General features: G+C 32.7%; 17 protein-coding genes. All 17 read left to right on the forward strand.

Translation table 11 applies throughout. The annotated features are described in order from the left end of the window. The first annotated feature begins 474 nt into the window (after positions 1–474). The 17 genes from gmd to CELAL_RS05655 all read left to right on the forward strand — a co-directional run bounded on the left by gmd (position 475) and on the right by CELAL_RS05655 (position 20,834). Positions 475–1,587: a GDP-mannose 4,6-dehydratase gene (gene gmd / locus CELAL_RS05575; protein WP_013549933.1), complete on the forward strand. Its 1,113-nt coding sequence runs from the start codon at positions 475–477 to the stop codon at positions 1,585–1,587. A gap of 97 nt (positions 1,588–1,684) precedes the next feature. After that, positions 1,685–2,767, forward strand: a complete 1,083-nt coding sequence (locus tag CELAL_RS05580; protein WP_013549934.1) for a GDP-L-fucose synthase family protein — start codon at positions 1,685–1,687, stop codon at positions 2,765–2,767. Positions 2,768–2,988: 221 nt separating this feature from the next. Further along, complete coding sequence (locus CELAL_RS05585) at positions 2,989–4,338, forward strand: exopolysaccharide biosynthesis polyprenyl glycosylphosphotransferase (RefSeq protein ID WP_013549935.1); 1,350 nt, start codon at positions 2,989–2,991, stop codon at positions 4,336–4,338. Between the two features lie 56 nt (positions 4,339–4,394). Then, positions 4,395–6,695, forward strand: coding sequence for a GumC family protein (locus CELAL_RS05590; RefSeq protein ID WP_013549936.1), 2,301 nt, complete (start codon positions 4,395–4,397; stop codon positions 6,693–6,695). A gap of 31 nt (positions 6,696–6,726) precedes the next feature. Beyond that, positions 6,727–8,100: a lipopolysaccharide biosynthesis protein gene (locus tag CELAL_RS05595; protein ID WP_013549937.1), complete on the forward strand. Its 1,374-nt coding sequence runs from the start codon at positions 6,727–6,729 to the stop codon at positions 8,098–8,100. 10 nt (positions 8,101–8,110) lie between these two features. Further along, positions 8,111–8,938, forward strand: a complete 828-nt coding sequence (locus tag CELAL_RS05600; RefSeq protein WP_013549938.1) for an LbetaH domain-containing protein — start codon at positions 8,111–8,113, stop codon at positions 8,936–8,938. Next, complete coding sequence (locus CELAL_RS05605; protein ID WP_013549939.1) at positions 8,939–9,964, forward strand: CgeB family protein; 1,026 nt, start codon at positions 8,939–8,941, stop codon at positions 9,962–9,964. Between the two features lie 9 nt (positions 9,965–9,973). Continuing rightward, positions 9,974–11,338: a hypothetical protein gene (locus tag CELAL_RS05610; RefSeq protein WP_013549940.1), complete on the forward strand. Its 1,365-nt coding sequence runs from the start codon at positions 9,974–9,976 to the stop codon at positions 11,336–11,338. A 12-nt stretch (positions 11,339–11,350) separates the two neighbouring features. Then, positions 11,351–12,460 carry an acyltransferase family protein gene (locus CELAL_RS05615; protein ID WP_013549941.1) on the forward strand — a complete coding sequence of 370 codons (1,110 nt, stop codon included), beginning with the start codon at positions 11,351–11,353 and terminating at the stop codon, positions 12,458–12,460. 294 nt (positions 12,461–12,754) lie between these two features. Continuing rightward, positions 12,755–13,657, forward strand: coding sequence for a glycosyltransferase (locus CELAL_RS05620; RefSeq protein WP_052303977.1), 903 nt, complete (start codon positions 12,755–12,757; stop codon positions 13,655–13,657). Then, a complete protein-coding gene (locus CELAL_RS05625) occupies positions 13,657–14,088 on the forward strand; it encodes a VanZ family protein (protein WP_013549942.1) in 432 nt (143 codons plus the stop codon). The genes CELAL_RS05620 and CELAL_RS05625 overlap by 1 nt, the downstream gene beginning before the upstream one ends. A gap of 4 nt (positions 14,089–14,092) precedes the next feature. Beyond that, positions 14,093–15,343 (forward strand): WcaI family glycosyltransferase, encoded by a 1,251-nt coding sequence (locus CELAL_RS05630; protein WP_013549943.1) that lies wholly within the window; start codon positions 14,093–14,095, stop codon positions 15,341–15,343. A gap of 186 nt (positions 15,344–15,529) precedes the next feature. Continuing rightward, a complete protein-coding gene (locus CELAL_RS05635; protein WP_013549944.1) occupies positions 15,530–16,858 on the forward strand; it encodes a phenylacetate--CoA ligase family protein in 1,329 nt (442 codons plus the stop codon). A gap of 20 nt (positions 16,859–16,878) precedes the next feature. Beyond that, positions 16,879–17,928 (forward strand): sugar-transfer associated ATP-grasp domain-containing protein, encoded by a 1,050-nt coding sequence (locus CELAL_RS05640; RefSeq protein WP_013549945.1) that lies wholly within the window; start codon positions 16,879–16,881, stop codon positions 17,926–17,928. 60 nt (positions 17,929–17,988) lie between these two features. Continuing rightward, positions 17,989–18,975, forward strand: coding sequence for a glycosyltransferase family 4 protein (locus CELAL_RS05645; RefSeq protein WP_013549946.1), 987 nt, complete (start codon positions 17,989–17,991; stop codon positions 18,973–18,975). Continuing rightward, complete coding sequence (locus CELAL_RS05650) at positions 18,972–19,640, forward strand: acyltransferase (protein ID WP_013549947.1); 669 nt, start codon at positions 18,972–18,974, stop codon at positions 19,638–19,640. Before CELAL_RS05645 ends, CELAL_RS05650 begins: the two co-directional genes overlap by 4 nt. A gap of 21 nt (positions 19,641–19,661) precedes the next feature. Then, positions 19,662–20,834: a glycosyltransferase gene (locus CELAL_RS05655; RefSeq protein WP_013549948.1), complete on the forward strand. Its 1,173-nt coding sequence runs from the start codon at positions 19,662–19,664 to the stop codon at positions 20,832–20,834. Position 20,835 lies beyond the last annotated feature (1 nt).

Raw genomic sequence — 20,835 nt, forward strand, 5'->3', positions numbered from 1 at the left:
ATAGTTTTACAAAAAGAGCACTTCATCGATGAAATTTAACGCTCATCCCTAATACACACTACCAAGCACTTCAAATCACTTATATATATCTCAAATTGTTAAGGATGTGAATCGAATATATTCACAAAGACCTCCTTTTAATTATCGACTTCATAAATCTTGACACACTTTTAAAAGAAACCTTGTGCTATTAAAATTACGTGCTTAATTTCGCAGCTTAAATTGTTTTTTTATCGTGTGGAAAACCGCAAGGTTTAATTCCCTAGCTATTTTACCTTCGCTAAATCGTAAAAACAGCTTACAACCGTGACCCAACTATGTGGTTTACGGCGCGGAGCGCTAAAAAAGACTCAACTTTATAGCTAATAAAACCCTCCCACTTTACAACTAAATTCCATTAAAATTTAACTTTCGAAGTCTGACCAATACTATATTGACGTATTTCGATGTAATCACCTTTAACATAATCAACATATGAAAGTAGCATTTATCACAGGAGTAACCGGACAAGATGGCGCTTACTTGAGTGAATTTTTATTGAAAAAAGGATACCAAGTACATGGCCTTAAAAGAAGAGCGTCAATGTTTAATACAGATAGAATAGATCATCTGTACCAAGACCCACATATAGAAAACCGTAATTTTATTTTACATTATGGGGATATGACGGATAGTACCAACCTAATTCGTCTTATCCAAGAAATTCAACCAGACGAAATCTACAACCTTGCAGCAATGAGTCACGTACAAGTGTCTTTTGAAATTCCTGAATACACAGGGAATGCAGATGGTTTAGGTACCCTTCGTATTTTAGATGCTGTTCGTTTATTAGGTTTAGAAAAGAAAACACGTATTTACCAAGCTTCTACATCAGAACTATATGGTAAAGTACAAGAAGTGCCACAATCAGAAACTACCCCTTTTTACCCACGTAGCCCATATGCTGTTGCTAAAATGTACGCGTATTGGATTACCGTAAATTATAGAGAAGCTTACGGTATGTATGCCTGTAATGGTATTTTATTCAACCATGAATCGCCTATTAGAGGAGAAACTTTTGTAACGCGTAAAATTACACGTGCTGCTTCTAGAATTGCACTTGGTTTACAAGACAAAATATACTTAGGGAATTTAGATGCTAAAAGAGATTGGGGTCATGCGAAAGATTATGTGCGTATGATGTGGATGATTTTACAAGCAGAAGAAGCTGAGGATTGGGTTATTGCTACCGGAAAAACAACCCCTGTTAGAGAATTTGTACGTATGGCTTTTGCAGAAGTTGGCGTAGAATTAGAATTCAAAGGCGAAGGTGTTGAGGAAAAAGGATATGTAAAAGCATGTACCAATCCAGAATTCCAAATTGAAATTGGGAAAGAAGTATTAGCAGTAGATCCTAAATACTTTAGACCAACAGAAGTAGATTTGTTAATTGGTGATGCTACTAAAGCGAATACTAAATTAGGTTGGATTCCTGAGTTCGATTTACAAGACTTAGTAAAAGACATGATGAAAAATGATGTTAAACTAATGCAGAAAGATCAGTTCTTAAAAGAAGGTGGTTATAACACGTTTAATTACTTCGAGTAAAGCTAAAATTTAATTCAAATACAGCACCAATACCTATAGCACAACTTGGGTATTGGTGTACATTAATAGAGGTTCAATCTCAGTTTAACGAGTACACATGGAGAAAGACGCAAAAATATACATAGCCGGCCATAGAGGATTAGTAGGAAGCGCTATTTTAAAAAATTTGGAAGCCAGAGGCTATACCAATTTTATTACTCGTACCCATAAAGAATTAGATCTTACGGATAACACTGCGGTACAAACATTTTTTGCCACAGAGAAACCGGAATATGTGTTTTTGGCAGCCGCTAAAGTTGGTGGTATTGTTGCCAATAATACGTACCGAGCAGATTTTATCTATGCTAATTTAATGATACAGAATAACGTAATACATCAAAGTTATGTGCATGATGTAAAAAAATTAATGTTTTTAGGCAGTACGTGTATCTACCCAAAAAACTGTCCGCAACCCATGAAAGAGGACTATCTCTTAACAGATACCCTAGAGTATACCAATGAACCGTATGCTATTGCAAAAATTGCAGGGATTAAAATGTGCGAGAGTTACAATCTGCAGTATGACCGAAATTTTATTTCTGTAATGCCTACCAACCTATACGGTCCTAATGACAATTTCGATTTAGAGAAATCTCATGTATTACCTGCATTAATTCGTAAAATGCATTTAGGAAAAGCTTTAGAAAATCAAGATTGGGATACCTTACGTAAAGATTTAAACAAGCTCCCTATAGAAGGTTTTAATGGTGCTGCAATGGATGAGGACATCTATTCTATTTTAGATAAATATGGCATCCAGAAAAAAGGAGATACCGTACATTTAGAAATTTGGGGTTCTGGTAAACCGATGCGCGAATTTTTATGGAGTGAAGACATGGCAGATGCGTGTGTCTTTCTAATGGAAGAGCGCGATTTTAAAGATTGTTACGATACCAAAGCCAAAGAAATTAGAAACACCCATATCAATATTGGTACAGGAGTAGATATTTCTATTAAAGAATTGGCAAAATTGATCAAAGAAACTATTGGTTTTAAAGGAAAATTATATTTCAATGCTGATAAACCAGACGGCACGATGAAAAAATTAACAGATCCTTCTAAGCTCCATGGTTTAGGGTGGAAACACAAGATAGAACTGCAAGAAGGTGTACGTAAAATGTACGATTGGTATACTAAATAGAACCATTGCACGCACTATCAACGTATATCCTAAACAAGACTAACTAATTTCCCCAGATTATATGACTGTACGTTTAAATTGCCTCATAACAATTTGCATGAATAAAGTTCTCCCAATTCATAGCCATTTTTATTCAAAAAAAAAGTCACTACATATTTTTTTTTGAATCGACAATATGAAGAATACAACCGCCAAATCATAGAATATTAGAAAAAATATCAATGAAAAAGTCATATTTCGTTATTCCATTATCGTTTATATTTCATATAATTACCATCAATGTTATCCTGTATCTATTAACCCCTGAAACCTATAGATCTGGCTTTAGCATTATATATTACAACCTTACATGGCTTATTGTTACCTATGCCATAGATTTTTACCCTACGGCAAGGAGAGAAGGATTTACTACAAATGTTCGTAATTTCTTTATGCTATTCCTTATTTACGGTCTAGTATTCTTTACTTCATTTACATTTCTAAGTGACCATCGTTACAAACCAGCTTATTTGACTTTAGTATATTTGCTGATTTGCTTAATGCTCACCCTATTTCGTTTGCTCTTTTATTGGGCAAGAAACTTATATCGTACTAAAGGTTTAAGTAAAGAAGTAAGAGCAGTTGTGATAGGACGCGACAAAAATTTAAAAAAACTACGTCGCATTTTTGATACAGGAAACTATGGTTACAAGTATATGGGGTATTTTGATAATACTAAATCAGATAGTCCAACCTATTTAGGAAAAATACAAGACTCTTATGCCTATATTTTTGAAAATAATGTAGAAGAAGTATACTGCATGGCTTCAAGACTTTCTAAAGGAGAGATTCAAGAATTAATGCGAATAGCAGATAATAGCTTAAAAAAAATAAAGATTGTTCCCGATAATAAAGAGCTATTTTCAAGAGCCATGTCTATTGAATTGTACGGCGAAGTACCTGTACTAAACTTACGCGCTTCTCCTTTAGAGTTAGAGTATGCCAATGTGGTTAAGCGTGTATTTGATATTATCTTTTCAAGTTTAGTTATTCTCTTTGTACTTTCATGGTTAACACCCTTAGTTTGGGTTTTAATGAAGCTAGATTCAAAAGGCCCTTTATTCTTCAAGCAAAGTCGTCATGGGGTAAATAGAAATACTTTTGATTGTTATAAGTTTAGATCAATGACGAAGAGTGATACTAGTGATACCAAAATGGCTTCAAAAAATGACATGCGGATTACCAAACTGGGTAGAATTTTAAGGAAAACCAGTATTGATGAGCTACCACAATTTATCAATGTTCTAAAAGGAGAAATGAGTGTTGTAGGACCTAGGCCTCATATGCAATTACATACAGAGCAGTTTGAAAAATCTGTAGACAAGTATTTAGTGCGCCATTTCTTAAAGCCAGGAATTACAGGCTTAGCACAAATAAAAGGGTATCGTGGAGAAATATTAGAGCAGTCTGATATTGTAAACAGGGTACGTTATGATATTTTTTATATGGAAAAATGGTCCATTCAATTAGACATATCTATAATTTATTATACGGTAGCTAATGCCATTCGGGGCGAGGAAAGGGCTTATTAATAGTACACAACCAAAATCAAACTACCATTTAATATAACATTTTCACTTTTAAGATAATGAAAAAAGTAAATCCAGATTTAAAATCGTTTGAGCAAAACAATATTCGTTCAATCATTGCTAAATACACCAAGTATTGGCCAATATTTGCCATAAGTTTACTTATTGGAATAACCATTATATTTTTATATATGCGTTATTATGCAGAAAATAAATATGAAGTTCGAGGAACTATTTTATTGAAAAATGTTGAAGCTGGGCAAGGTTTTGGAGATTTAACAGATTTTGCCAACATGGGTCTCGTTAAAAACACGCACAGTTTAGAAGATGAAATAGGAATTCTTAAGTCCATCGGTGTAATAGAAGAAGTAGTTTCTAGAAACAATTATAACATTACATTCTTTATTGATGGAAAAATACGTGATGTTGAAGTATATGGAGCTAATGTCCCAATTAATATAACTGTGGATGAAACTGCAGATAACCTAATTTATGACCTTCCTGTTACCATTAAATTTATTGATGCCGCAACCTATGAACTCACCACTGTTGTAAATGATAAAGAACTAAAATCCAAACATACTTTTGGAGAAGTTGTTACAACTCCTTATGGTACTTTTACAATTGCCACAAAAGGCGAACTTCCTGTATATAAAAATTCTAAAAACTTGTATTTTAAAATTGGCAACAAAGATGATTTCGTTACAAGTTTTATTAAAAGTCTAAATGTAAACCCTGCAAATAAAACAGGAAACTCTCTAAATCTAAGTTTTATTGCTAACGACAAGGTTAAAGGTGAAGAAATTTTATCTAAAATTATAGAAACTTATATTGAAAAGACCATTAAATATGAAAATGAATTAGCGGAAAATACGATCAAAATGATTGATGATCGTTTAAAACTCATCTCTGGAGAAATTGAAAATGTTGAAAAAACAGTAGTAGATTTTAAAACTGAAAACACGGTAACTAATATTGCCAGTAATGCGGATACGTATGTACAACAGTCTAACGATTACAAAAACAGAGTAGCAGAATATCAAACGCAAATTAATGTCTTAGAAGGGGTTGAATTTTCATTACAAAATGGAAATAATGAATCTACAATTGGTGGGGCAGCGATAAACGATCCTTCGGTTAATAGTTTAATCGCACAATACAACCAAGCCTTAGCGGAAAAACAAAAACTATCACAATCAGCTTCTAGCTCTAACCCCTTAGTGGAAAATCTAGATAAAAATCTAAGTAGTCTTAGACAATCCATTATACAAAACGTAAGAAGTGTAAAGAATGGCTATTCTATTGCCCGCGGTAATTTATCTGCAAATGCAAATCGGTATGATTATCAAATTGCTAAAGTTCCAGGAATGGAAAAAAAATTATTAGACATCAGCCGTGACAAAAGCACGAAAGAAGGCTTATACCTGTATTTACTTCAAAAAAGAGAAGAAGAGGTACTCTCCTTAGCCGCCCCTGTTTCTTCCACCAGAATTGTTAGCTACCCAAAAGCAGGGAAATTCCCTATTAGTCCAAATAAGAAAGTATTATACTTCTCAGGATTACTCTTAGGATTAGTCATTCCTATATCTTTAATCTATTTAAAAGATATATTGAATAATAAAGTTTCAAGCGTAGAGGAGTTAACTCAAAATTTAGCTGCACCATTTTTAGGAGAAATAGCTCATAGTAAAAATGCTAATATTGTGAATAATGAAGACCGTGATACTTCTCCCGAAGCAGAATTATTTCGATTATTATTGTTTAATCTAGATTATTTAAAGAAAACAGAGAAGAATCAAACCATCTTGGTGACTTCTACAGAAAAGGGTGAAGGAAAAACCTTTATTGCTTCTAATCTAGCTTTGACCTTTGCTTCTAATGGCGAAAAAGTAGTCGTCTTAACTTTCGATTTACGAGAGCCAAAATTAATGGACAATTTTAACCTTCCGAATTCTCCAGGAATCACAGATTTTATTGTGAAAAAAGGATTAAATGCAGATCAAATTATTCAAAAACATCCTAGCATTGATGATTTCTATTTGGTAGGCTCTGGAAGCACGATGAATCAAGTAGGACGCTTGATGGTCAGCAACCGAATTGGTGTATTAATGGATAGCTTAAAACAAGAGTACGATCGTATCATTATTGATACGGCACCTATTGGAGTTATCTCTGATGCCTTTGCATTGAATTCTTACATTGATAGTACTATTTATGTGGTTAGGAAAGATAAAACTAAGAAGCAATCTTTAAGTATTATAAATGCTATTTATGAAAACAATCGTCTTAAAAATACGATGATTGTACTTAACGACACCAAAGCAGCTGCTTCATATGGCTACGGATCTACAAAAGGATAAACTGAAATATTTAAATCATCTATAACATAGTATGTCCTTAAAAAAAAGATTAGTTAATAACGGTTTAGCCTCCATACTTCAAAAAGGAGTGCGAGTACTAGAGCAGTTATTTTTAGTTCCCTTCTTTATTTCAGCTTGGGGTGCTGCCTATTATGGAGAATGGTTAACGCTAACTATTATTCCTAGTGTTATTGCTTTTTCAGATTTAGGTTTTGGCACTGCCGCTGCCAATAGTTTTGTTTTAAATTATGCTTCAGGAAATAAACAAAAGGCTGCAGACATAAGTAAAACAGGCATGCATATCATAAGCCTCATGGTATTTGTTGCAATGGGAATTAGCGTATTAGCCATCTTTATTTTAAAATATTTTAATGTTTTTGAAAAATCTTTAATTGACAGTCAAGATGCTATCCTAGCGGTCTCTATATTGATTTTAGCGCGACTTTTAAATTTTTACACGCAATTAATAGAAGCTTATTATAGATCCGCACAAAAGGCAGCTTTAAGCATTAATCTATTAACCCTAAAAGCTGCATTAAATTTAAGTGCCGGATTATTGGTTTTACTCCTCGGTTATGGCGTAGTAGAATTCGCAATATCACAGTTGGTAGTTATCTTAATATTTAACTTCTATTATTGGATAAAAGGTGAAAAGGTCCTAGGATTATTTAAAGAATTTAATGGTAGAAAAGATCGCATAATAAGAAAAGATATAACACATAAAGGACTTAGCTATTTGATGTCACCCATATGGCAAGCCATATATTTTCAAGGCACCACTTTTGTAGTACGGATTGTACTAGGCCCTGAAGCTGTTGCTGTTTTCAATACGGTGAGAACTCTTAGTAGGTCATTAAATCAAATCTTTTTTATGGTAAAAGGAACAGTTTTTCCTGAACTACAATTTGAGATTGGCCAAGAGAATTGGAAAACAGCTCAAAAAGTATTTAGAATTGCCCTTCTCAGCGTATTTCTTATGTCTTTTCTAGGCTTTATCTTTTTAGCATTCTTTGGTCTATGGTTTTATAATATTTGGACACATAACGAATTGCAAGTACCCACAACAATGTGGTACATCTTCATCTCAGGAATGTTATTTAATGCTGTATGGTGGACCGCAGAAATGGTTTTCAGCTTAGTTAATCAACCTAAAAAAATGGCTATATATGGCGTATTAGTTTCATTAATTTCAGTACTACTAACCTATGTATTATCAAAATCAATGGGATTAACTGGAGCAGCTATTGGAGCTGTTTCTCTAGATTTAATTTTAGTATTCTGGGTAGTACCAAACTGTTGTAAACTTATGCACATGACTGTAAAAGAATTAATAGCACATGGCTTAGAAGATTTTAAAAGTATCTATTTCATTTTAAGTGATAAAATTCGTAAAATAAAAAGTTAAATAAAATAGTATGAGCTTCTTCGTTTCCATATTTGACAGAATTCTTTACAAATTAGAATATTCAAAACTGAATATTCTCAAAACATTAATTTTTAATTTTAGAACAATGCCATTTAAGGTGGCTATTAAATTACCCGTTTTTTTATATGGTAAAATAGACCTTTACTTATTAAAAAGTGAAATAGAATTTCAAGATTGTGATATAAAAAGAGGTATGATTAAAATGGGTATGAATAAAGACTATTTAGGTACCCATAAAGGAGCTTCGGTCTTTATACTAAGAGAAGAGGCTAAAATAATATTCCAGGGACAGTCTGAGTTTTATAGCAATTTTTTATTGCGAACAGGTAAAGGAGCAGAATTAACCATAGGAAAAGATACTTTATTTGGTAATAGCGTAAAGTTGGTCTGCATAAAAAAAATAGCTATTGGAGAAGGTACCAGAATTGCTTTTGAAGGCCAAGTAATAGATTCAAACTTTCATTACATCTACAACCTAGACAAAGAAGAAGTAAAACCAAGAGAGACAGATATAAACATTGGTAGTTATAATTGGATTGGGAATAGAACTACCATTTCAAAAGGTGCTCGTACAAATTCTTTTACAATAGTAGCTAGTTCTTCTGTTTTAAGTAGAGATTACACAAAAAATGAAGACAAGTTTGTGGTCCTAGCAGGTCAACCTGCAAAAATGGTTACTAAAAATATGAGAAGGGTATATAATCTTCAGCTAGAAAGCGAACTATTTGAGTATTTCAATAAAGGCAACGACAACATTTCTGAAGATTTAAAGCGAAAAATAGAAGATTCTTTAATCTCCGTAAACATCTACAATTAAATGAACATTTTATATCTAGGCCAGAGTGGCAAAGCTAGCACTTCATATCACAGAGCCAAAGCATTAGAAAGAATAGGCCATACGGTGACAATAGCCAACCCCTATGAAATTTTAGATGATTTAGGCAACTTAATATCTAAAATACATTACAAAACAGGATATCGTTTTTTACAAAAAAAAGTTCAAAAGTGGATTAACACTAGTATCCCTCAGAACGATATTGATATTGTTTGGGTTAATAGTGGAGAATTATTTGGACTAAAAAATATTCAATTACTCAAAACAAAATTTAAAAAACCCATCTTATTATATAATAATGATGATCCTACCGGAGGGCGTGACGGGAACAGGTTTAACATGTTACTAACTGCAATACCAGAATATGATATGTGTGTAGTAATGAGGGAACTTAATGTAGCTGAATATTATAAAAAAGGAGCGAAAAAAGTAATCCGAGTCTTCATGAGTTATGATGAAATTGAACATGCACCGCTGCCAGAATCATCGATTGAGGAAAAATTTAAATCAGAAGTAAGTTTTATAGGAACAAATATTCCCGGAGATAACCGTGACAAATTCTTACTTACCTTAATAGAAAAGGGAATTCCTATTTCTATTTGGGGCGCCCGATGGGAAAGATCCCAATATTGGCAACAGTTAAAACCGTTTTTTAGAGGAAATTCTTTAAAAGGCAAAGATTATATCGCTGCAATTCAAGGTTCAAAAATATGTTTAGGTCTATTATCAAAAGGAAATAGAGATTTACATACTACTCGCACATTTGAAATACCATTTGTTGGAAGTTTATTTTGTGCCGAAAGGACTAGTGAACACGCTGATTTATTCAAAGAAAATGAAGAAGCTGTATTTTGGACCAATGCCGTAGAATGTGCTGAAAAATGTCAAAATTTATTAAATAACGAAGAATTAATTAATAAAATTTCGGAAAACGGACGAACAAAAATCACACAAACCAATAGGGGAAATGAGGATGTAGTGCGTCATATATTAAAAAGTATTAATTAAACATTTAGGATGGTTCTTATTAAAATTTTGTCTCTTTTACTACTATTACCTTCCCTATATTCTATTAGAAAACTAATTGGAAAAAGAGAATTAAACTTTTTTGATTTTCTTTTACTTTTTAGCACCCTATACTTTGCAATTATACCCTTAAAATCCAATCAAGAAGTATTTGATTCTATTGGCTTAATTACACGAGACAACTCATTATTCGTATTTTATTATCTTTTATTTTATTTCCTTCTACTCGCTTTTTTAAGTACCCGAATTAAAGAAGATAACAAAACTGCAATAAACATTACACAGTTCTTGAAAAACTACCCAGACATAAATGCAAGTCTAATTTTAAAGATACTGCTAATAGTACTTCCTATATTCTCCATTACATATTACGTACCGCAAATGTCAATCATCTCTGCTTTTAGCGAAATACGCGATGCTAATTCTGATGCCAGTTATGAACAATCTTCAATGGTTAAATATTTTGGGACAATTTTTAAACTAGGATTAATAATTACATTAAAATTATTTTTTCAAAAGAAAGAAGGCAGAAAGGTAGATGTACTCGTTTTGACTTCATTACTATTATTTTTAGTGAATTTAGTGATGTTGCCACGTAGAGAATTACTTGTTTTCTGCTTATTTGGTGCTTTATTATTTTACAGCAGTAATAGGGAAGCAATTAATAAAAAATTTATATTAATCATAGCATTTTTTGGTGTGTTTCTATACACGGTATATTTTCCATTTTACAATATTATAAGATTTTCCCCGGTACAATTTGATTTAAAAAACCCAACAGAGTCCATCAGTGAAATATACAATTACGGTATATCTAGTTACGATAATTCTAAAGAAGGAGCTTCCGAACTAACTGATACAAGAGCAATAGGTTTATACCGAGCTATATATTGGTTAGCCAAATATGATACAAATGAAGATATTTCATGGGGAGGTATCACATTAGCTGCAATTGACCACGCAATACCAAAAGCAATTAACCCTGGGAAGGGCTTGGGGTCAGAAACAATATTAGAAAAAAGGATGCATGCGCCTAATGATTCTGCAGATTCCATCCTTTTATTAGCACTTGCAGATTATTCTATTTTCGGTAATCTATATACCATTTTGCTATATATTTTAATCTACTACCTATTATTGTTTATCGCTACAAAGTCAGAGAAACTATTTGGAAAAAATATAATAAGCTATTATTTAATCTTTTTTATTTTTCGTTTAACCTTTGATGTTGAGCAAAAATTAGATGCTATTCTCGCAAATATCGTTTCCTTCATATTGGTGATTGTTTTAATTGTGGCCATCCAAAAATTGAACATAATATCCTTATCAGAACACCCTGAAATAAAAACTAGTTAAATCAAATAAATTATGAAAATAAGAGAATTTGGCAGACTTAAAATTTTAGATAGCATAAGAGGCATCGCAGCGGTGATTGTCTTATTCCATCATATTTTTAAATTGAATAAAGAAACATTTAAAGCAATATTAAATGATTCGTTTTTCTATATATTAAACTTTATTTCTGGACTTAACAAAGAGGCTGTTTTATTGTTTTTTGTAATTTCTGGTTTTTCAATTGGTCTAAGTACATTTAAAAGACCCCTCGTTAATTTATCAGACTTAAACACGTATTTTTATAGAAGACTTAAACGTATCCTTCCTATTTATTGGATAGCTATTCTCCTATCTCTAGGTATTGGTATTTTAGCCAACACTACTTATTTGAAAGATTTTAGTGTCTTTAATTTAATAGGAAATCTATTATTTCTGCAAACTAGTGATTCAATACCTGAATCTTGGTTTATTCCATATGGCTTAAATGGTCCTTTATGGTCGCTTTCTTATGAAATGTTCTTTTACCTATTATTTCCATTTGTATATTTTTTTAGTAAAAAGTACTTACCCAAGTACAAACTATATGTCAAATATTTTGGCTTAATACTTCTGGTATTGGCTGGATTGGCTTTTAATAAAAAAGTGCTATTTATTCCCCAACTATTATTTTTAACAGGATTTATTGTTTGGATATTGGGCTATATATCGTCAGAATATTTTACACATTATAAAAAAAATGCTTTGTTTTTTGCCTGTAATTTAGTAGTTGGCTTTTTGCTTATTTATTTTGAAAATAAAATACCATCAGACAGCATTAACTTTATTTCAAAAGGAATGGTGATCACTACAATTTTTCACTTTAGCATAATGCTATTTGACAAAATTAAGGTTAAAAAACTTGAAGCTTTTCTCAATTTTTTATTCTTCAAAATAGGAGAAGGAAGCTACGCAATTTATGCATTACACTACCCCATTTTAGTATATTTTGAAATGAAAAATATTAGCTTGATGTATCAATTAATTTTCATGCCATTTTTCTTTGTTCTTTGCTATCATCTAGAAAAAAAATCTCTAAAATGGAAATTGAATTTCCTGCAACGCAATTATACTAAACCTATAGCTTTACTTAGACATGATAAGTAAAAGTAGCATCTAAACCTCAAATGAAAACTGTTTTATTCATTCATCAAGAAAATTCTTTAGGATATAGCATGAAACACTAGGAAGACAACCTAAATAATAGTCTTGAGAAAAGAGGTCACAAAATAAAAATAATAGGATCAAAATTATAGCTACCCAGAACAGGCAAAGCTAGTGGTTTAAATAAGTGTTTACGATATATTTACCAATATATACTATTCCCAAATTGATTTAAATACAGCATTAAAAAAATGATAAGAAAACTTTATTTGTTGTTCTTTATCAAGCTCAGGGCATGTGGACTCCATAATAAAAAACAGAAAACATATAACCCATTGCCATGATTTTATCGCATTAAAGTCAGCCTTTGGTTCCATAGAAGAAAACCCTACGAGCTGGAGTGGTAGAATATATCAAAAATTAATTCATACAGGCTTTTCTAAAGCCACTAATTTTATATCTATCTCAAAAAATACTCAAAAAGAATTAGAACAATTTCTATTAAAAAAACCTACAATTAGTACTCAAGTATATAATGCACTAGATGAAAAATTTAAACCTGGAAATATAATAAAAGCTAGATTAGTAATTAGCCAAGAAATTGATTCAGATGCCTCTAAAGGGTACGTTTTACATGTAGGAGGAAACACCTTTTATAAAAATAGAATTGGAGTCATAAAAATTTATAACGCTTGGCGTAAACTAAGCAAAACTAATCTACCCTTAGTCATGATCGGTTCTGCACCAACGGCAAACATACTAGCCCTGAAGGACAAATCATTGTATAAGAAAGACATTCATTTTTTAACAAAAGCGGCAGATCCGGTTTTAGTGAAAGCCTATCAAGGGGCGAGTATTTTTATTTTTCCTTCCCTATTAGAGAGTTTTGTCTTTCCAATAGCGGAAACTATGGCATCTGGATGTCCCGTAATTACAACAAATGAAGCTCCTATGAATGAAATAGCCGGCAAAGCTGCTTTCTACATTTCTAAATGCCCCACCGAGGACACTTTAGATTGGGAAAAAGATTCAGCAAAAGTTTTGGAACAAATACTACAACTTCATTTTGAAGATAGAAAGCTATCAATTCAAAAAGGATTAGAACAGAGTAGCAAATTTGATAAAAATATTATTCTTGATCAAATAGAGAAATCTATAAACGAATTAAATAATAGCTGTATACAAACCCCTAGTCAATAATGTCAAAACCATCATCCTCTACAAAATTTAAATATATAGGTATCAGCTTATTCTGTTTTGGAATATTTCTAGTATTTCTATTCAGTTGGAAAACTAATCCGAACGTAGGCGAATATACTTTTCTACCCGATTGGCTCATAGATTGGGCTGATCAATTTAAAAATAACCGTAAAAGGACAGCGGTACCCTTTGTTTTCCTCGGATTTTTAGCAGGACTCTACTTAATATACATTAAAAAAAAGAGCCTCCGCTTTTGGTTTCTAACAGGTATAATTTTAGTCCTCACTGTAGTCATTGCAGAACTAGGACAATATTTTATTCCTTCACGTGATCCAGACCCAAAAGATGTTCTTTGGGGAAGTATTGGAGCCGGATTAGGTCTACTCCCACTTTTTATATTTGATAAAATAATAACCTTATTTAAAAAATAACACTTTGGAAAATATTGTAAAAAAAAAACTTTTATTTATAGGATATAATTTTTCACCTGAGTTAACAGGGATTGGAAAGTATTCAGGAGAAATGATGCATTGGCTAGCTTCTCAAGGTCACCATTGTACCGTACTCACGGCGTACCCCTACTACCCCTATTGGAAAGTTCAAGAACCGTATCGAAAAAATCGTTTTTGGTATAAAAAGGAAGTGGTAGACTTTCCTTCTGGCGGTAAATTAACTGTAGTTCGTTGTCCTATGTATGTGCCGGCAAATCCGAGCGGTGCTAAACGCATGCTTTTAGACACCTCATTTTCTTCCTCAGCTTTTGCTGTAGTATTTGCAAAATTATTTCAAAAGAAATACGATTGGGTTATTTCTATAGCTCCCTCTTTTCAATTTGGACTTTTGGGCGTTTTGTATAAAAAACTAAAAGGAGCAAAACATTTACACCATATTCAAGATCTTCAAATTGAAGCTGCTCAAGATTTAGGGCTTATTAAATCTCCTACACTTTTAAAATTGTTATACGGAACCGAACGCTTTATATTTAAACATACAGATGTTGTAAGTAGTATTTCTGATGGGATGATAGAACGTATTGAAAGAAAAGCAAATAAACCTTTATTATTTTTTCCGAACTGGACGGATACCAATAGTTTTTTTCCTTTAGAGAATAAAACAGGCTTAAAAGAGCAATTCGGTTTTAAAGCTTCAGATTGGGTCGTTTTATATTCGGGTGCTATTGGTGAAAAACAAGGACTGGAAGCAATTTTACATGCAGCTGTAGCCTTAAAAACTAAACAAGACATTCAATTTGTCATCTGTGGTACAGGACCATACAAAGAAAAATTAATCACCATGACCAAAGAAATGAACTTAACTAATGTTCATTACTTACCCTTGCAACCAATGGAAGCTTTCAATTCATTTTTAAACATGGCCGATTTGCATTTGGTCATACAGAAAGAAAAAGCAAGTGACTTGGTGATGCCATCCAAACTAACGACCATATTAGCGGTCGGTGGCTTATCTTTAATCACGGCAAACCCTAGTGCTAGTCTACATAAATTGGTATCCAAATATAACATGGGGATACTTGTAGCTGCAGAAAACCAAAAAGCCTTAAATGAAGGAATTTTGAAAGCTTTTGAAGATACAAATACTCAAAAAATGACGGATGCTGCCAGGGCTTATGCACAAGAATTTTTAGCCATCGAAAATATCATGACTGCTTTTGAAAAACAACTGTGATATTCCAAATCTATAAAGATGCATTTGGTCGATGATTAGCACTATTTATCTATAATAACAAGAAATTAAATCCGATGGTAGTATCTTTATTTTAAGTAAAAATTTATACCAAATTCAACCAAATTTTCTGTTTCTGAGCAATACTTCTTGTCTTAAAACGTTGGTATTATATAAAACGAATAACATATGGGGAATAGCTTAGCTAAAGCAGTTTTTTCGTTTAAAACAAAAATTTTAAATCCAAAACTAAACCGCTTACATCAAAAAACCAAAAACACGCTAAAGGAACCAAATTTAGAGGCTTACAATTTTAAAAAGCGCCAAGAGCTTTTTAAACATGCGGTAACACATTCAGAATTTTACACAAAAAAATATGCAAAATTAAGCTTATCAAAAAATGGACTTCAGTCTAGAGAAGAATTTTTAAAAATTCCACCCTTAACCAGAGCGGAATTAGTCGAAAACTTTGAAAGTATTAAAGTAAAAGATATCGCTTCAATAAATAGTAAGAAAATGAGTACCTCAGGAAGTACGGGCCACCCTGTATCTATTCTACGAGATTTAAGACATCCCGAGACACCTATTCGATGGCGGATATTACAATGGTGGGGGATTCAACCTTGGGAAAATCAAGCATTTATCTATCGCTATAAAAGGCCTTTCTCTGAACGATTAAGAAATTCTTTACTTTGGTGGCCTACGAAGCGGATTTTTTTAGCAGCCGCAAATCCTAGCAAAGAGCACTTGGAGAAATTCGTTAATGATTTCAACCGCATAAAACCTACCTTATTGCAAGGCTATGTAGATGTTGTTTTTGAATTTGCGCTATATCTACTAGACAATAATATAAAAATAAATCCTCCAAAAATGGTTTGGGTTACTTCTGCCCCCCTGTTTGAAGAACAGCGAGAATTAATGGAGAAAGCTTTTGGCGCTCCCGTATGCGATCAATATGGAAATACAGAAATTATGTTAATTGCAGCAGAATGCCCAGCCCAAAAAGGCTTACATATTATGCAGGATACGGTTCATATAGAATTTGTTGATAAAGAAAACCAACCGGTACCCCCAAATACCACGGGAAGAATCTTATTAACAGATTTGACAAATTATGCCTTTCCTTTGATCCGTTACGATATTGGTGATGAAGGAAGATTTATAGATGAAATGTGTAGTTGTGGAAAACAACTTCCTTTAATGGAGAACGTACGGGGGAGACAAGCACATAATATCCAAACACCTTCTGGTTTGAGAATACGCGGCGAACATTTAATGGCCATGTTTAATGGGCATATGAAGAATTTTAAGGAAATACAATTACGGCAAGATGCAGATTATTCGGTTTCTATGGAATATGTTCCAAGGGGTCATCATAACCACAGTAAAGAAATTCAGGATATGGCAGAATTAATTATTCAACGTTCGCGATCAGAAATTAAAGTTTATCCCAAAGAAGTACAAAAAATACAACAAGTAGGCAGAAAAACTCCTTTAATCGTAAGTTATTTAAAGTAAAGCTACTTTTCCTTAGTATAATGAGTTTACTGAAAAAATCAATCAAAGAACGTTTAGAAAAGTACGACAGGTATCGTTACCATTACTATTCTAATAAAATTGCAACCAAATCTCTAAATAGTCTCGTTCAAGAAAAAGGCAAATTCCCTTCGGTATTAAAAAAAAGAGCAGATGAATATGCTGTAGAAATCTTGGGTTCAAAAAAATTTGCACCTTGGCTTTATGTATACAGCCATTTTACCGGAGATTTTAAAGAAGGTTGGATTCCCGATAATTTTTACGGCAAAGTGGTCATTCAGAAAATTCAAGGAGACTATGGAAAGGTTTCCTTTTTAAAACCTTTAACTAACCGACTATTTCAACATGAAATAAGTCCAGATTTAGGATATTATATTAATGGCGTGTGGTTTGATTCTAATTATAAAACAATTCAAAAAGAGAATATAGGTAAATTATTATTTTCACAAACAGATAAAATTATCTATAAACTAGATCAATCCTTTCAAGGAAAAGGCATTCATGTATTTCACAAAAAAGATTTTAACCCTACTCTAATTGCTAAATTAGGAAATGGCGTGATCCAAAGATTTATACAGCAACATGAATTTTTTAATGCATTCACCCCAGATTCAGTTGCTACCATCCGCTTGACGACAGTGATAGATAATGATGCTAAAATTAGCTTACGAGCTGCATATCTTCGTCTAGGTCGGAATAAAAATAAGTATGTCACTACAAATGAACATATTCGGATTCCAATTGACATGAAAAATGGTACACTTGATGCTTTAGGATATCTCCCTAATTGGCATCAAATTTTACACCATCCAGACACACAAGAACAATTTGAAGCGAAACAAATTCCAAATTTCAAAGCATGTAAAGATTTGGTCTTGAACTTACATCAAAATATGCCTATGGTACGAGCTATAGGCTGGGACCTCTGTGTAGATGCTCAAAATACACCAATTGTAATGGAGTGGAATGGCTATAGTAATGATATTAAATTTTCTGAGGCTAGCCAAGGTCCATGTTTTAAAGATCTAGCATGGGGCAAGCTACGTATATAAACTGTCGTTATTACAGTTTTATCCTTTTTGAGCTAACTAAAAGAAACCATAAAGACACATATGAGAATTAACTATTTTTTCAGGCATCCTAAAGTGGGTTTTTCTATTCAACGCGTTTTTCAAACGGTTAACTTAGGGGTTAAAAAAGTATTCGAAACAGAAGAGACTTTTTTACCTAACCCAAAATCAAATATTCCTGCAATTTTCAAAAACGGAATGTTCGCAAGGAAAAAACAACTAGACATTAACCATATCACTGGTGATGCTCATTACCTGCTTTATTTTTTAAATACATCCAAAACGGTAGTTACAGTACATGATATCATGTACTACTCCTATTTATCAGGGATCAAAAAAAAGCTTTGGAAAATTCTGTATATCGATTCTTTAACAAGAGCCGAAAAGGTCGTTTTTATTTCAGAATTTGCACAACAGCAGGTGCTAAATGAGATTAATTTAGCTCAAAATCAATATAGCATTATCCCAAACCCAGTATCGCCAGATTTCACATTAAAGCCAAAGAAATTTAATAAGGTAAAACCTGTGATTCTCCATATTGGTGGTAAGATGGAACGAAAGAACTTAGCGAGAACCATACAAGCGCTAGAAAATATTTCCTGTCATTTACGTATTATAGGAAAACTAAGCGAGAAAAACAGTCAATTATTACAAGAATGTAAAACCGATTTCTCCAATGCCTTTAACTTGACAAATGAAGAAATTGTAATGGAGTATGAAAATTGTGATATCGTGAATTTCCCTTCACTTTTTGAAGGTTTTGGAATGCCTATTATTGAAGGGCAAGCGGTAGGCAGAATTGTAGTTACCTCAAATATACCTCCCATGAATCAAGTAGCTGGCGGTGGTGCTGTTTTAGTTGAGCCTACAGATATAACATCGATCAAGAATGCGTATGAAGATATTATTACCAATGCTGTTTTTCGTGAAGAAATAATTCAACAAGGTATAAAAAACGTAGAAAAATACAAATTATCAACAATCACCAATCAGTACGCCACTTTGTACAATGAACTAATTGAAAAATGAAAAAAATTCTAAATATTTTAATTATTCCAATGCCTTGGAAAATTAAACGATTTCTTCTTGTTAAATTCTGGAATTACAAAATAGATCCTACTGCAAAAATAGGACTCGCCTATATCTTTCCTAAAAATTTAATTATGGAAAAAGGAAGTCGCATCAATCACTTTACTGTAGCCATCAACCTAGATACAATTTTTCTAAAAGAAAACTCATCAATAAATCGTTCTAACTGGATTACTGGATTTCCACAAAAGGTTGGATCAAAACATTTTCAACATCAGCTAGATAGAAAAAGCCAATTAATAGTAGGGAAAGAAACTTCAATTACTAAAAACCACCATATAGACTGTACCAATGTTGTAGAAATTGGTGACTTCACTACTATTGCAGGTTACAACACACAATTCTTAACCCATTCTGTAGATATCTATAAAAACATACAAGATAGTTTTCCCATTAAAATAGGAGATTATTGTTTTGTTGGCACAAACTGTGTAATCTTAGGCGGTTCTACCTTACCCTCATTTTCTGTTTTAGGTGCAAAATCTCTTTTAAACAAATCCTTTACTGATGAACATATGTTATATGCAGGAGTTTCTGCTAAACCTATAAAATCAATTGATACAACGGCCAAATATTTTCATAGAAAATCAGGGTTTATTGCCTAAAAAAAATTAAACTATTCGCTTATGAAAATACTTCGCGTAATATCCAGTATGCATCCAAAACAAGGAGGACCTTGTCAAGGAATCCGTAATTCTATTCCCGAATTAGAAAAACTCGGTGTTAAAAATGAGGTAGTTTGTTTAGATGAAACTATTTCTGATTATGGGATTAAAGACCCCTTTCCTATTCACACTTTAGGATCAAGTACCACACCTTGGAAATATCATAAAAATTTAATCCCTTGGCTTTTATCAAACTTTCAAAGGTTTGATGTGGTCATAATTCATGGTCTATGGACTTATCATAGTCATGGGACTATTAAGGCTATTCTAAAGTATAGAAAAGAAAATACCATTTCGCCCAAAGTTTACGCTATGCCACATGGTATGCTAGATCCTTATTTTCAAAAAGCAAAAGAAAGAAAGCTAAAAGCTTTGCGAAATGATGTGTATTGGAAGCTTTTTGAAAATAACGTAATCAATAAAGCAGATGGTATATTATTTACTTGTGAGGAGGAACTACTATTGGCACGAACTACCTTCCCAAATTATAAACCGCAACGTGAAATTAATGTAGGGTATGGCATTCAAGCACCACCGCATTATACAGATTCCATGAAAAAGGTATTGCTAGAAAAAGTACCAGAATGGAATACTAAACCTTTTTTAATCTTCTTAAGTAGAATTCATACTAAAAAAGGAGTTGACTTGTTAATTAAATCCTATTTGAAATTAGAAAAAGAATTAAATTCATTACCTCAGCTAATTATTGCAGGACCTGGGTTAGATGAAGCATACGGTAAAGAACTATTAAAATTAGCATCAACCTCTTCCAACATATTATTTCCAGGAATGCTTTCGGGTGATGCCAAATGGGGTGCTTTTTATGAAAGTGAAGCTTTCATTTTACCCAGTCATCAAGAAAATTTTGGTATCGCTGTCGTAGAAGCCTTAGCTTGTAGCAAACCTGTATTAATTAGCGATAAAGTAAACATATGGCGCGAAATTACTTCTGAAAACGGAGGATTTGTTCAAAATGATACCGAAGCAGACACCTATACGCTTTTAAAACAATGGTTAGCATTGGCTCCCTCAGAAAAATCTAAAATGAGCGAAAATGCCCAAAAAGTATATGCAACAAAATTTACAATAGCACAAGGGGCTAAATCGCTACTTGCCGGATTAAAGACAAATTAAA

The organism is Cellulophaga algicola DSM 14237 (assembly GCF_000186265.1).
GTDB classification, from domain to species: Bacteria; Bacteroidota; Bacteroidia; order Flavobacteriales; family Flavobacteriaceae; genus Cellulophaga; species Cellulophaga algicola.